At 72.2% G+C, this 13,269-nt stretch carries 13 protein-coding genes; all 13 read left to right on the top strand.

Annotated elements, in window-relative coordinates; translation table 11 throughout:
* Positions 1-447 precede the first annotated feature (447 nt).
* The 13 genes from VGT06_06360 to VGT06_06300 all read left to right on the top strand — a co-directional run bounded on the left by VGT06_06360 (position 448) and on the right by VGT06_06300 (position 13,117).
* The gene (locus VGT06_06360) at positions 448-963 is read left to right on the top strand and encodes a TQO small subunit DoxD (GenBank protein HEV8662742.1); all 516 of its coding nucleotides are present in this window, start codon (positions 448-450) and stop codon (positions 961-963) included.
* 40 nt (positions 964-1,003) lie between these two features.
* A complete protein-coding gene (locus tag VGT06_06355; GenBank protein ID HEV8662741.1) occupies positions 1,004-2,269 on the top strand; it encodes an ABC transporter substrate-binding protein in 1,266 nt (421 codons plus the stop codon).
* A 59-nt stretch (positions 2,270-2,328) separates the two neighbouring features.
* Positions 2,329-3,309: a PQQ-dependent catabolism-associated beta-propeller protein gene (locus tag VGT06_06350; GenBank protein ID HEV8662740.1), complete on the top strand. Its 981-nt coding sequence runs from the start codon at positions 2,329-2,331 to the stop codon at positions 3,307-3,309.
* Entirely contained in the window at positions 3,306-4,055 is a 750-nt protein-coding gene (locus VGT06_06345; GenBank protein HEV8662739.1) for a carboxypeptidase regulatory-like domain-containing protein, read from the top strand. Before VGT06_06350 ends, VGT06_06345 begins: the two co-directional genes overlap by 4 nt.
* 319 nt (positions 4,056-4,374) lie before the next feature.
* Complete coding sequence (locus tag VGT06_06340) at positions 4,375-6,087, top strand: PQQ-dependent dehydrogenase, methanol/ethanol family (protein ID HEV8662738.1); 1,713 nt, start codon at positions 4,375-4,377, stop codon at positions 6,085-6,087.
* Between the two features lie 172 nt (positions 6,088-6,259).
* Positions 6,260-6,784 carry a sulfocyanin-like copper-binding protein gene (locus VGT06_06335; GenBank protein ID HEV8662737.1) on the top strand — a complete coding sequence of 175 codons (525 nt, stop codon included), beginning with the start codon at positions 6,260-6,262 and terminating at the stop codon, positions 6,782-6,784.
* A 20-nt stretch (positions 6,785-6,804) separates the two neighbouring features.
* Positions 6,805-7,218: a hypothetical protein gene (locus tag VGT06_06330; GenBank protein HEV8662736.1), complete on the top strand. Its 414-nt coding sequence runs from the start codon at positions 6,805-6,807 to the stop codon at positions 7,216-7,218.
* Between the two features lie 22 nt (positions 7,219-7,240).
* Positions 7,241-8,983: a cytochrome ubiquinol oxidase subunit I gene (locus VGT06_06325; protein HEV8662735.1), complete on the top strand. Its 1,743-nt coding sequence runs from the start codon at positions 7,241-7,243 to the stop codon at positions 8,981-8,983.
* Positions 8,983-9,795 carry a c-type cytochrome gene (locus VGT06_06320; GenBank protein ID HEV8662734.1) on the top strand — a complete coding sequence of 271 codons (813 nt, stop codon included), beginning with the start codon at positions 8,983-8,985 and terminating at the stop codon, positions 9,793-9,795. Before VGT06_06325 ends, VGT06_06320 begins: the two co-directional genes overlap by 1 nt.
* Entirely contained in the window at positions 9,795-10,535 is a 741-nt protein-coding gene (locus VGT06_06315; GenBank protein HEV8662733.1) for a cytochrome c, read from the top strand. Before VGT06_06320 ends, VGT06_06315 begins: the two co-directional genes overlap by 1 nt.
* Positions 10,532-12,016: a c-type cytochrome gene (locus VGT06_06310; GenBank protein ID HEV8662732.1), complete on the top strand. Its 1,485-nt coding sequence runs from the start codon at positions 10,532-10,534 to the stop codon at positions 12,014-12,016. Before VGT06_06315 ends, VGT06_06310 begins: the two co-directional genes overlap by 4 nt.
* A gap of 38 nt (positions 12,017-12,054) precedes the next feature.
* A complete protein-coding gene (locus tag VGT06_06305) occupies positions 12,055-12,420 on the top strand; it encodes a cytochrome c (protein ID HEV8662731.1) in 366 nt (121 codons plus the stop codon).
* A gap of 118 nt (positions 12,421-12,538) precedes the next feature.
* On the top strand, positions 12,539-13,117 hold the full coding sequence (locus tag VGT06_06300) for a nicotinamidase (GenBank protein HEV8662730.1): 579 nt from the start codon (positions 12,539-12,541) through the stop codon (positions 13,115-13,117).
* The last annotated feature ends 152 nt before the right edge of the window (positions 13,118-13,269 follow it).

Here is a 13,269-nt window from a genome sequence, read left to right as displayed (position 1 = left end):
CCAGCCTCGAGACAAAACAACCCTTCGCCTCGGCACGTGGGTCGAGGGAAGGGCTGTCCTGACGTTGAGGTTCCGGACGGAGGGGGGCTAGATGCCGTCGAACTCGTCCTGGTACGAGCCGATCTCCGCATCCATCCTGATCTCGACGAATTCGGGAGTCTCCCAGACCATCCGCCTCACCTCCTTTTCGACCCGAGGGGATCAGGACCGCACAGCAAAACGTGGATGACTGCTGCAGAGGTGCGAACGGGACCGGTACTTGCCGGGCCCGTGCACCGGGTGAACCATAGGCTAGGATGGGGGCGCTCCCCGTGTCAAGAGGGAAAAAATGGCAGCGGCTCCGCGCGGCAGCAGGCGGGGCAAGGGGGGGTCGGCCCTTTCGGCTTGCGGGGGGTCCCACCCTGGTGCTAGAAAGGAAACCCTCCCCCTGCCCGAAAGGAGACGACGATGCGCGCGCCCGCCGCCTGGCTCGCCCTTTCCCGCGTGGTCACCGGGCTCTGGTTCCTGAAGGCCTCGGTCACCAAGCTGGCCTTCGTCCTCGCGGGCGGCTTCTTCCCCCTCCCGACCGTGACCGGCCGCTACCTGGGCTTCATGCCGAAGCGGCTGGCGGAGTTTGCGGCCGGCAACCCCTTCGGCTGGTACCGGGACTTCCTCGAAGCGATCGTCCTCCCCAACGTGGGGTTGTTCGCCCACCTGCAGACCTTCGGCGAGGTGGCGGTCGGTCTCGGCCTGACCCTCGGCTTCCTGACGAGCACCTCGGCGGCGGTCGGTCTCCTCCTCACGGCCAACTACTTCCTCGCCACGCAGTGGATGGGGTTCTGCCAGCAGGGATTCCACCTGGTGCTGGGGGCGGGCATGGTGGCCTTCCTGGGTGCCCGCGCGGGGCGGGTGGCCGGGCTCGACGCCTGGCTCCTCCGGCGGTGGCCGGGCCTGGACGCCTCGCCGGCCGCCCGGCTGTTCTGAGGGGAGAGGCTGCGGAGGATCGCCGATGCAGGGAGGGAAAGTGCGGCGAACGGGAGGTTGGAGTCGGCGCCGCTTCGTCCTGGCGGCGGCCCTCGCCCCCGCCGGGGCCGTCCTCGGGCGGCGGGCGGCAGCCACGGAGGTGATCCGGGTCGGCTACGTGGCGACCCGGGGGGGAAGCCTTGCGGGGGCCGCGGCCTACGCGACCGCGGGCGTCCGCGTCGGCGCCGAGGAGGCTCGGGCCACCGCCGAGATGTTCGGCAAGCGCTTCGAGCTCCTCGAGGCGGAGGCCGCCACGCCTGCCGAGGCGGCCGATCGGGCCACGGAGCTCGCGGCCAGCGGGAAGGCGGTGGCGGTCGTCGGCGGGCTGGACGAGGCGACCGGCCGCCACATCGCCCAGGCCCTCGCGGGGAGCCGCGTGCTCTATGTGAATGCCGGCTCGCCCGCGGAGTCGCTCCGGGGGGCGGGCTGCCACCGCACGGTCTTCCACGTCGAGGCCAGCCTCGCCGCCTATGCCGACGCGCTCGCGGTCTACCTGGTTCGCCAGGCGAAGGCCAGCCGGATCGCCCTCCTCACCGCCGAGAGCGCGGCGGGCGCGAGCCTCGAGGGGGCCGTCCGCCGGGCGCTCGGCCGGGCCGGGGGGACCATCGTGGAGGCTGCCACGGTCCCTGCGGGGACCGCGGACGTCCGGCAGGCCCTGACCCGCGGCCTCTCGGCCGGCGCGCAGGCCCTCATCCTGAACCTGACAGGCCCGGATCTCTACGCGGCGGTTCGGGGGGCGCGGCAGGACGGGGCGACGCTCCCGCTCGCAGCCGTCCTGGTCGAGCCGGCCGAGGCATGGGCCGCGGACACGGCGGGGCTGCCGGACCTCTGGCCGTCCCTCTGGGCCCACGACTTCCGCCCATACAGCGGGCGGGAGCTCAACTCCCGGTTCCGGAAGGGCCTGGGCCGGCCGGGGGAATCTCGCATGTGGGCACACTGGTGCGCGGTCAAGGTCCTCTGGGAGGCCGTGCTGAAGCGCGGGAGCACCAGCCCCGCGGCCCTGATCCCGTTCCTCGAGGGGGATGTCACCTTCGACGGGCACAAGGGGATGGGCCTGAGCTTCCGGCCGTGGGACCACCAGCTCCGCCAGCCGCTGCTCATCCTCCGGCGCCAGAGTGCGCCCAAGGACGCCTGGGGCGCCTTTGGCTTCGCCCAGGAGGTGCCCCTCCGCGGGACGCCCGGGGCGACGGAAGAAGCGGTCCTGGACACCCTCGGCCTCGGCCCGGGGGAGACGGCCTGCCGGTTCGGGCCGGTCCCGGGCGCCTGAGCCCTGCACGCAGCCCCGCTTCCCCGGGGGGTGGCGGGGAGAAGTCAGGAGGAGGGGAAATGGGACCCCAGCCACGCGCCGCCATCGGGCTTCTGCTCCTGGTCCTCCTCCTGCCCCTCCGGGGAGGCGCCGCGGGGTCTGCAGCCCGCCTGTACGTCACCAACGAGAATGACGACTCCATCACCGTCCTCGACCCCGAGCGCCAGACGGTGCTCGCCACGGTCGCGGTCGGCGCGCGCCCGCGGGGAATCAAGGTGAGCCCCGACGGCCGGCGCGCCTACGTGGCGTTAGGCGAGGAGGACGCCATCGCCGTCGTGGAGACCGCGACCGACCGGCTGATCGCGAAGTTTCCGGCGGGCACCGACCCGGAGGCCTTCGACCTGAGCCCGGACGGCACGCGCCTCTACGTCTCCAACGAGGACGCCGGGACGGCCTCGGTCATCGACCTGACCACGCAGAAGGTGATCGCGACCGTCAAGGTGGGCCTGGAGCCGGAAGGGGTCGCGGTGAGCCCGGACGGCAGGCTCGTCTACGTGACCGCCGAGACGACGCACACGGTGACGGTCATCGACAGCCGGACCTTCCAGGTCGTGGCCAACATCCTGGTGGGCGATCGGCCCCGCTCCGCCACCTTCAGCCCGGACGGGAGCCGGGCCTATGTCACCGCCGAGATCGGGGGGACCGTCTCCGTCATCGACGTGAAGGCCCACAAGGTCCTGGGCACGGCGGACGTGAAGCAGAAGGACGAGAAGCCCATGGGTGTGGTGGTGACGCCGGACGGGAAGAAGGTCTACGTCACGACCGGGCGGGGCAACTCGGTGGTCGTCCTGGACGCGGAGGCGCTCAAGGTGCTCCGGCACATCCCGGTCGGCCGCCGGCCCTGGGGGATCACGATGAGCCCGGACGGGAAGCGGGTCTACGTGGCGAACGGGGTCTCCAAGAACGTCTCGGTCATCGACACCGCCGAGGACAAGGTCATCGCCACCCTCCCCGCGGGGGACGGGGCCTGGGGGGTGGCCCTGATCCCCGCCCGGCCATGAGGGTCCCCCTGCCCCTGGCGCTCGGCGCGCTCCTCCTGCCCGCCCTCGCGACGGCGGCCCCCGGCGCTCTCGGGAGCATCGCGGGGCGCGTCACCTTCGCGGGCCCGGCGCCGCCCGAAGAGCTGCTGGTCGTCACCAAAGACGTTCCGGTCTGCGGGGCCCGCTTGCCGGCCGAGCGCCTCGTTGTGGGCCCGGAGGGCGGCCTGGCCAACACGGTCGTCTTCCTCGAGACCTGGCCGGGGGACCCCCCGCCGGCGCCGACGGTCCCGCTCACCGTGGACAACCGGGGCTGCCGGTTCGTCCCGCGCGTGACGGCGGCCCAGGTGGGGACGACCCTGGCGGTCCGTAACTCGGACCCCCTGCTGCACAACCTGCGGGCCTTCCAAGGCGACCACCCCGTCCTCAACGTCGTCCTCACCGTTCGGGGACAGGTGACGGAGCGCCGCCTCCGGCGCTCCGGCGTCCAGCGCCTCCGGTGCGACGTCCATGCCCACATGGAGGGACATCTCCTGGTCTTCGACCATCCGGGCTTCGCCGTGACCGATGCCTCCGGCACCTTCCGGATTCCCGGTGTCCCGCCCGGCCGCTACACGGTGAAGGCCTGGCACGAGGGCTGGCGAGCACGGCGGGACGGCCCGCCCGGGGGCGTGCAGGAGGCGCCTCCGCCCATTCTCCTTGCCCAGGAGGTGCTGGTCCCGCCGGGCGGGGAGGCGACCGTCGCGTTTCCCTTCGGCCCCCCGCCATAGGGGCGGGGGTGCGGGGCGCGCCCCGAAGCCGATCGAGAGCGCGCCGCAGCGCATCGCCAAGAATCTTCTTGACAGTAAACACCCCCGGCGCTAGCGTTCCGCCACTACCGGGGGATCGTGTGCGCTTCCAGCCCGGCGCCCCCGTGGGTCGATCCGACGGCCCGGTATCAGCACCAGCGTCAATCCCCATGCTCGACCAGTCGTGTGCAGCAGCCTCCCCTGCCCGCGCCGCCGTGGGACGTGGGGGAGTTCGTCGTTCCGGTGGCGTGGCCACGGCCGCCGCCACGCCGGGACCCGGGAGGGTCGGGAGGGTACCGCGATGAGGGACCACTGCGTCATCCGGGCAGTCGCCGTATGCGGTCTGCTCGTGGGGCTGGCGGTCTTGCTCGGGCCGTCGGCCGCTCCGCCCCCGGCGCTGGCCGCCGAGGTGAAGCACACCGTCGTCACCGATGCCATGCTGCTCAACGCGGCCAAGGACACGAAGAACTGGCTCATCTACGGCCGCGACTACACCAACCAGCGCTACTCCCCCCTCAGCCAGATCAATACCCGGAACGTGGGGGGCATGGTCCCCCGCTGGGTCTTCCAAACCGGCGTCATCGGCTCCTTCCAGACGGTCCCCATCGTGGTGAACGGGGTGATGTACCTCACGACTCCCTACAACACCGCCATCGCGGTGGACGCGAGCACGGGCCGGCAGCTCTGGCGCTATCAGCACAAGCTGGGGACCCAGATCTTCTGCTGCGGGCCCAACAACCGGGGCGTGGCGGTGGCCTACGGCAAGGTCTACATGGGGACCCTGGACGCCCGCCTGGTGGCCTTGGACCAGAACACCGGCAAGGTCGTGTGGGATATCGAGATCGCCGACCCCGAGTTCGGCCACAGCGAGACGATGGCCCCCCTCGTCTACAAGGGGAAGGTCATCATCGGCATCTCCGGGGCGGAGTACGGGATCCGGGGCTTCGTGACCGCCTACGACGCCAACTCGGGCAAGCAGCTCTGGCGGTGGCACACCATTCCCGAGACGGGATGGGAAGGCATCTGGGCCGAGACGACCCCCGAAGGGACGAAGCTCAACCGGAACATCGCCGCCGAGAAGGCGGCCATGGCCCAGCACGCGGACGCCTGGAAGCGGGGGGGCGGGTCCATGTGGATGACCCCCGCCCTGGACCCGGACCTGGGCCTCCTCTACATGGCCATCGGCAACCCCTCCCCCGACCTGGACGGCAGCATCCGCCCCGGGGATAACCTCTACACCGAGTCCATCGTCGCCGTGGAGGTGGAGACCGGCAAGCTCCGCTGGCACTACCAGCAGGTCCCCCACGATGTCTGGGACCTGGACGCGGTCAGCCCCCCGGTCCTCTTCGACGTGACGGTCGGGGGCAAGAAGGTGAAGGCGGTGGGCGAGGCCGGCAAGACCGGCTGGGTCTACATCCTGGACCGGGCCACCGGGAAGCGGATCCACCTCTCCCAGGCCTTCGTCCCCCAGGAAAACATGTTCGCCCAGCCGACGGCGGAGGGGGCCCGGATGCTCCCCGGGGCGAACGGCGGCGCCGAGTGGTCCCCCATGGCCTACAGCCCCCAGACGCAGGCGGTCTACGTCCTCGGCCTGCACCAGCCGATGTGGTACAAGGTCCACTCGGTCCCCTGGGAGAAGGGGAAGCTCTGGCTCGGGAGCGCCTTCGTGAGCATCCCGGGGGAGGCTCAGTCGGGCACCTTCACCGCCATTGACGTGAACACCGGCAAGATCATGTGGCAAAACAAGACCGAGCAGCCCCTCATCGGAGGCGCGCTGGCCACCGCGGGCGGCCTGGTCTTCTTCGGGGAGGGGAACGGCAACTTCAACGCGCTCGACGCCAAGAGCGGGAAGGTCCTCTGGCAGTTCCAGACCGGGGCGGGCGTGAACGCCCCACCCATGACGTATGAGCTGGGGGGCGAGCAGTTCATCGCGGTCGCCTCCGGCGGCAATTTCCAGTTGGGTTTCCCGTACGGCAACTCGGTCTTCGTCTTCGGGCTGCCCAAGAAGCGGTAACGCCGGCCCTCGGGGCCGGAGATGCAGGGGAGGCGGGGCGACGCCCCCGCCTCCCCTTTCGCTTGTTCTCGCCCGAGCTCGCGGCGGCCCGTGACAAGCCGTCCGGAAGCACGGTAGAATGCCCCGTGGGCGCGCAGTGCCTGGTGCCATCTTCGTGGGGGGAGCTGCCGCCATGCCGCATCTCGCAGGCGGACGCCGCGCCGCCCTGCTCATGCTCCTCCTGCTCCTCCCGGCCCCTCCCCCGGCCCGGGCCGCGGCCCTCCCGGACTGGATGCAGGTGGACGCCGAGGCGCGCCTGGTGCGCCTGCACATCATCGGCGCCATGGACGGGACGAACGGGACCTTCAACTTCAACGGGCACGCCAACGGCACCCTCACCATCACGGTCCCGCTCGGGTGGCAGGTGGAGGTGAAGTTCACCAGTTACGGAGGAGCATACCCGCACAGCCTGGCGATTACCGACATCCAGACCCCGATGCCCCCCGAGGATGGGAAGCTCGCGTTTCCCCGCGCCTACACCCGGGACCTGGTGAAGGGGATCCTGGACGACACCGACGACTTCCGCTTCGTGGCGAACCGGGAGGGGAAGTTCTGGCTGTTCTGCGGGGTGACGGGACACGGCTACTCCGGGATGTGGGACTACCTCGTGGTCTCCAAGGAGGCGACGCTGCCCAGCGTGACCGTGACGCCCCGCTGAGGCGCCGGGGGGAGGGACCGATGGCGGCAAGGGGTGCAGTCGGGTTGCTCCTGATCGGTCTGGTGGCCGGCGTCGCAGCCGCGGCCGAGGCGCCCCGCCGCCACCCGACGGAGGTGGACGGGAGCGCCTGGCAGCAGATGACCGAGGGGGAGAAGCTCGCCTTCGTCACCGGATTCCTGGCCGGGGCGGCAGCGGGCCAGGCGGCGGAGGCCGCGGGCGTCTCCCGCGGGGAGGAGGGCGACCCCCGGGTGCCGGCCACGGTCCGCGCGCTGCGCACGGAGCGCGGCCTCCGGTTTCCCTTCGGCCCCCCCGTCTACAAGAACCAGCTCGACGACTACTACTGGTACCGGGACCGGCTCCCCCGGCCGGTCCTGGAGGCGCTCCTGGAGCTGAACCAGCGCTTCGCCAACCCCACCCGGCGGCCGGGCGAGTAGCCCCCGCCGCGGGAGCCGCGCCGTGTCGCCATCGTCCCGGGCGACCCCGATGCTCGGCGCATCCGGGCTCCTGGCTCTCCTGACGCTGACCGGAGCCGCCCTCGCCGCCGAGCCCGCCGCCGACTACCGCCCCTTTCCCCTCCTGGGCGGCCGCCTCGCCCTCTGGGCCGCCGCCCAGCTCCACCTGAACTTCGCCGCCTTCATCCTGGGGGTCCCTCTCTTCGCCCTCATCGTGGAGGCCATCGGCTGGCGGACGAAGGATCCCCGCTACGACCGGATGGCCCGGGAGTTCACCAAACTCACCTTCGCCGCCTTCTCCACCACCGCCATCCTGGGTGCCCTCCTCACCTTCCTCCTCGTGGGCCTCTACCCGAAGTTCTTCGGCTTCCTGAGCGGCATCTTCTATCCCACCATGTGGGGGTACGCCTTCCTGTTCTTCGGCGAGACCTTCGCCCTCTACCTCTACTGGTACTCGTGGGACCGCCTCCGGACCCGGAAGGGCTGGCACCTCCTCCTCGGCCTCCTCCTGAACCTGTTCGGGCTCGCGATCATGGCGATCGCCAACTCCTGGGGCACCTTCATGATGAGCCCGGCCGGGCTCGACGAGGCGGGGCGCCTCGTGAGCCTCTGGGCGGCGGTGAACAACCCGACCTGGATGCCGATCAACGTCCACCGGCTCATCGCCAATGTCTCCTTCGGCGGCGCGCTGGTGGCGGCCTACGCGGGGACCAAGTTCCTGGGGGCCCGCGACGCGGCGGCGCGCGCCCACTACGATTGGATGGGCTACGTCGGCAACTTCATCGCCACCTCGGCCCTCATGGTCCTCCCCTTCGCCGGCTACTGGCTGGGGCGGGAGATCTACGCCTTCAACCAGCAGATGGGGATCACCATGATGGGGGGGTTCCTCTCCTGGCTCTGGATCATCCAGGCGGTCCTGATCGGGGTGCTCTTCCTGGGGAGCAACTACTACCTCTGGCTCGGGATGGCCCGGATCCGCGGCGCGGAGCGGTATCGGCCCTACGTGAAGTGGCTCCTCCTGATCCTCACCGCCGGCTTTCTGGTCTGGGCCACGCCCCACAGCCTGGTGGCGAGCCTGGAGGAGGCGCGGCGGATGGGGGGAGCGCACCATCCCGTCCTGGGGGTCCTGGGCGTCATGTCGGCCAAGAACACCGCCGTGAACCTGATGATCCTCACCACCTTCCTGAGCCTGCTCCTGTACCGGCGGGCGAACCGGGAGGCCGTGGTGGCCTGGGCGGCCTGGGGGAAGGCGGCCCAGTGGCTCTGCCTGGCGGCGGCGGCCGCCCTCGTCCTCTTCTACGGCATCTACGGCTACTTCGTGGAGGCCATCGTCCGGATCGGCTTCTCCGTCTACCAGGTTCTGGCGGTCCTGGCCACGATCCTTCTGGTGACGGCGATCGACCTGGCCCTCTTCCGGAAGGCGACCTCCCTCGGGCCCATCGCCTGGGGCCACATCGCGCCGCGCGCCCAGTACGTCCTGGTCCTCCTGGCGGTGACCTTCACCTGGCTCATGGGCCTCATGGGCTTCGCCCGCTCCGCCATCCGGCAGCACTGGCACGTCTACGGGGTCCTGCGGGACACGTCCCCCGACGCGTTCACCCCGGCCCTGGGCTATGCGGCCAACGTGGTCTCGGTCGTGACCGCCGTCTTCCTCCTCCTCCTCGTGTTCATCTTCTGGCTGGCGGCCCTGGGGGAGGAGCAGGCGCCGGTCGGGAGGCCGGCGGATCTGCCGGCGGGGGAGCGCTGATGGGGGGGGAGGGGCTGCGGGTGGCCCTCTTCGGCGCGGCGGTGATCGCCGCCTACAGCCTCTACGCCAACAGCATTCCCCAGATCGAGTCCCGCCCGCCGGAGGAGCTGACCGTCGAGGTCCGGACGCTCGGCCCGGAGGCGCTCGCCCGGGCCGGGGAGCGGATCTTCTTCGGGAAGGGGGGCTGCTCCGTGTGCCACACCATCGGGCAGCCCGGCGGGCGCGGCCCGGATCTCCTGGGGGTCGGGGCCCGGGCGGCGACCCGCAAGCCGGGGATGAGCGGGACGGCCTACCTGGTGGAGTCGCTGATCAACCCGACCGCCTTCGTCGTCTCGGGCTTCCCCCCCATCATGCCTCCGGCCGCCCGGCCGCCGGTCGACCTGAACCGGACGGAGCTGCTCGCCGTCATCGCGTATCTGCAGAGCCTGGGGGGAGGGGTGACGGTTCGGGAGGCGGACCTGCCGCCCGAGGCGCCGCAGACGGCGGCGGGGGCAGGCGGGCCGTCTGCCGTGGTCCCGGCCGCCCTCGTCGCCGCGGGGGATCCTGCCGCCGGCCAGACGGCGTTCATGGCGAAGGGCTGCGTCGCGTGCCACGCGGTGGGAGGGGTCGGCGGCACCCTGGGGCCCGACCTGAGCCGGATCGGGGCCCGCCGGGATCCTGCCGCGCTCGCGGAGAAGATCCTCAATCCGCGCGCGAAGCCGGTGGAGGGGTTTCCGCCCATCATGCCCGACACCTTCGCCTCCCAGCTCACCGTCAAGGAACTGACCGACCTGGTCGCCTACCTCGCGGAGCGGAAGGGGGAAGTGCAGTAGTGCGCCGCCTGCCGCCCCTCCCGGCCTTCTCGCTCCTCCTCCTCGGGGCCTTCCTCCTGTTCCGGTTCGCGATCCAGCCCCCCATCCCGGCGAGCCTGCTCACCCTCTACATGGCGATTACGGTGGCCGCCCTCCTCCTCTACTTCTCCTCCGACGAGGCCACCTGGCGGGGCTTCCTGCAGCCGGGCATCGCCCTGCTCCTCCGCCCGGACCTCCGCTGGCTGCGCGTCGCCCTCGGGTGCCTGCTCCCCGCCGGCGCCGCGGCGGCGGCCCTCGGGGCCGCCCTCCCGGCCCAATCCCCGCCGGCCGAGCTCCGAGCGGTGCACCCGGCCCCGCCGGCGACGGTCACCTTTCGCGGGAAACCCCTGACCATCCAGGGGCTGGAGAACCCGCTTCGGCGGGACGAGGCGGCCCGGGCACGACACCTCGCCGCCGGCACCGCCCTCTACGCGGCCAACTGCATGTTCTGCCACGGCGACGCCCTGGACGGGCGCGGCCCCTTCGCCGCGGCGCTGAACCCGGCCCCGGCCAGCTTCCGCGACCCCGGCACCATCGCGCAGCTCCAGGAGTCCTACCTGTTCTGGCGGATCGCCAAGGGGGGGCCGGGCCTGCCCCGGGAGTCGGCCCCCTGGAACTCGGCCATGCCGGCCTGGGAGCCGTTCCTCACGGAGGAAGAGATCTGGCAGGTGATCCTGTACCTGTACGAGGGGGCGGGGGTGGCCCCCCGCCGCTGGGAATGAGCCGAATCGGGGCCCTTGTGCTCCTCGCGGCGGTCGGCCTGGGCGGGACGGCGGCCCACGCGGCCGGCGACCCGGAGCGCGGCAAGGCGCTCGCCCGGGCCTGGTGTGCCGGCTGCCACGGGGCGGAGGGGAAAGGGAACGGGCCCGCCGCGGCCCGGCTCGATCCGAGGCCGCGCGACTTCACCACCGGAACCTACAAGATCCGGAGCACCCCGAGCGGCGGGCTTCCCACCGACGCCGACCTGTTCCGGACGATCACGGTCGGCATGCCGGGCTCCGCCATGCCGGGGTGGGACCACCTGAGTGGCCAGGAGCGGGAAGACCTGGTCGCCTACCTCAAGATCCTCTCGCCCCGCTTCGGACGGGAGCCAGCCCCCGCCCCCCTCCCGATCGGGGCACCGCCGCCCGGGACCGACGCCGCGCGGGAACGGGGTCGCACGCTCTACGCGGATCTGGGGTGCCCGGAGTGCCACGGGGAAGCGGGGCGGGGGGATGGACCCTCCGCCCCGACCCTGAAGGACGAAGCCGGCTTTCCGATCCGCCCCGCGAACCTGACGAAGCCCTGGACCTTCCGGGGGGGAAGCCGGCCGGAGGACCTGGCGCGGACCATCCGGACGGGCCTCGCCGGGACCCCCATGCCGGCCTACGCCGAGAGCATGGACGAGGCGCAGACCTGGGACCTGGTCGCCTACCTCCGGACCCTGGCGCCGGCGCGGCCCCCCGAGGTGCGCGGCGTCCTCAGGGCACGCGCGGTCCCCGGGGAGGCGCCCCGGACGCTGGAGGACCCTGCGTGGGAGGCGGCGGAAGGTGCCACCTTCCCCCTCGCCGGACAACTCCTCATCGAGCCGCGCCTCTTCGCCCCCGCCACGGACTCGGTCACGGTGCGGGCCCTCTACGGGGGGGACGCGCTGGCGCTTCTCCTGGAGTGGGACGACCCCTCCCGGAGCGCCGGCGAGGGAGGCAGGCCGCCCGATGCGGCGAGCGTCCAGTTCCCGGTCCGCCTGTCGGAGGGGCTGGAGCGACCGGCCTTCAGCATGGGGGGACGGGAAGCCCCCGTCTCCCTCTGGCTCTGGAGGGCCGGCGGGGCCGCTCCCCGCGAGCTCACGGCGGCGGGGCCGGAGAAGCCCCGCGTCCAGTCGGCGGCGGGCCAGGGGCTCACCGCCGCCGCGCGGTTCGAGCACGGGCGGTGGCGGGTGCTGCTGCGCCGCGCTCTGGTGACCGCGGAGGGGGCCGACGACCTGCAGTTCATCCCCGGAACCTTCATCCCCATCGCCTTCGCCGTGTGGGAGGGGGGCCGGGGCGAGGCCGGCGCCCGGAAGGCGGTCTCCTCCTGGTACACCCTGGTCCTGGAGCCGCCTCTCCCTGCGCGGGTGTTCCTCTGGCCCCCGCTCGCCGCGGGGATGGCGGTCGTCCTGGAGGTCCTGCTCCTGCGGCGCGCCCGCCGCCAGGCAGCGAATGCGCGGCGGCGCCCCGCCGTCTGAGGCTCGGGAGCCGGAGAAGGCCCATGAGAGAAGGCCTCGTGAGAGGACTGGCAATTCCGCTCGGCCTCGCCCTGCTGGCGGGAGGCGCGGCCGCGGCGCAGGACGACGCGAAGGCCGGCCGGGTCCTCTACAACAAGTGGTGCACCTCCTGCCACGGGGTGAGGGGGAAGGGGGACGGTCCGATGGCCGCGACCCTGCCGGTCAAGCCGGGCAACCACGCCGACGGGACCCGGATGAACGCCCTGCCCGACTCCTACCTCTTTACCATCATTCAGCAGGGGGGCCAGGCGGTCCAGAAGTCCCCGATGATGCCCCCCTGGGGGACGCAGCTCACCGACCAGCAGATCCGGGACGTGATCGCCTACGTCCGCTCCCTGGCCGTCCCGCCGTACAAGCGCCTGTGAGACGCCTGCCTGCACCGGCCCCCGCGGCGGGGGCAGAAGGGGGAAGAGGGTTGACCCCCGCGCGGGCCGTTCGCTAGGATCGGGACGCGCGGCCGCAGGCCGCGGGGAGGGAGAGGGCATGGCGGTCGAGCACCTGACCCCCGAGCGGGACGCGCTCATCCTGGTCGATGTGCAGAACGACTTCTGCCCCGGCGGGGCCCTGCCGGTGCCCGAGGGGGACCGCGTGGTCCCGGCCCTGAACGCGCTCCTCCGCCGGGTGAAGGTGTTCACCGTAGCCACCCGGGACTGGCATCCCGTGAACCACTGCTCCTTCAAACCCCAGGGGGGGATCTGGCCCGTCCACTGCGTGGCCGGAACGCCGGGGGCGGCGTTCCACCCGGCGCTGGCCACCGAGCGGGTGGCCCACGTCATCTCCAAGGCCACCGGGCCCGAGGAGGAGGCGTACTCCGGCTTCCAGGGGACGGAGCTCGCCGACCTGCTCCACAAGCGGGGGATCCGGCGGGTCTTCGTGGGGGGATTGGCGACCGACTACTGCGTCAAGGCGACGGCCCTGGACGCGGCGAAGCACGGCTTTGCGGTGACGATTCTCGAAGACGCCATTCGGGGGGTCGAGGTCCAGCCGGGCGACTGCGCCCGCGCGCTGGAGGAGATGAAGCGGGCCGGCATCCGGCTGATGCGGACCGACGATTTGACCTAATACAATGCGATCAGTCGTGGCAGACGGTCCGGGTGGCGCCGGATGCCGCCCCAGGGCCCCCGTAGCGGAGGGGGGTCCCATCGGCCTTGGGCCGATGGGGGGAACCACGGGAGGGTTCCCCAGAGGGGCCGGGGGCCGGGGCGGCGCCGGCG

Source organism: Candidatus Methylomirabilis sp. (assembly GCA_036000645.1).
Lineage (GTDB): Bacteria > Methylomirabilota > Methylomirabilia > Methylomirabilales > JACPAU01 > JACPAU01.
The sequence above is the reverse complement of the archived record's forward strand: the minus strand, read 5'-3'. Positions and strand labels throughout refer to the sequence as shown.

Bases quoted from the DNA above. Each gene is read 5' to 3' on its own strand.
- VGT06_06360 (HEV8662742.1), top strand. From the start codon at position 448: ATGCGCGCGCCCGCCGCCTGGCTCGCCCTTTCCCGCGTGGTCACCGGG.
- VGT06_06350 (HEV8662740.1), top strand. From the start codon at position 2,329: ATGGGACCCCAGCCACGCGCCGCCATCGGGCTTCTGCTCCTGGTCCTC.
- VGT06_06345 (HEV8662739.1), top strand. From the start codon at position 3,306: ATGAGGGTCCCCCTGCCCCTGGCGCTCGGCGCGCTCCTCCTGCCCGCC.
- VGT06_06340 (HEV8662738.1), top strand. From the start codon at position 4,375: ATGAGGGACCACTGCGTCATCCGGGCAGTCGCCGTATGCGGTCTGCTC.
- VGT06_06335 (HEV8662737.1), top strand. From the start codon at position 6,260: ATGCCGCATCTCGCAGGCGGACGCCGCGCCGCCCTGCTCATGCTCCTC.
- VGT06_06330 (HEV8662736.1), top strand. From the start codon at position 6,805: ATGGCGGCAAGGGGTGCAGTCGGGTTGCTCCTGATCGGTCTGGTGGCC.
- VGT06_06320 (HEV8662734.1), top strand. From the start codon at position 8,983: ATGGGGGGGGAGGGGCTGCGGGTGGCCCTCTTCGGCGCGGCGGTGATC.
- VGT06_06310 (HEV8662732.1), top strand. From the start codon at position 10,532: ATGAGCCGAATCGGGGCCCTTGTGCTCCTCGCGGCGGTCGGCCTGGGC.
- VGT06_06300 (HEV8662730.1), top strand. From the start codon at position 12,539: ATGGCGGTCGAGCACCTGACCCCCGAGCGGGACGCGCTCATCCTGGTC.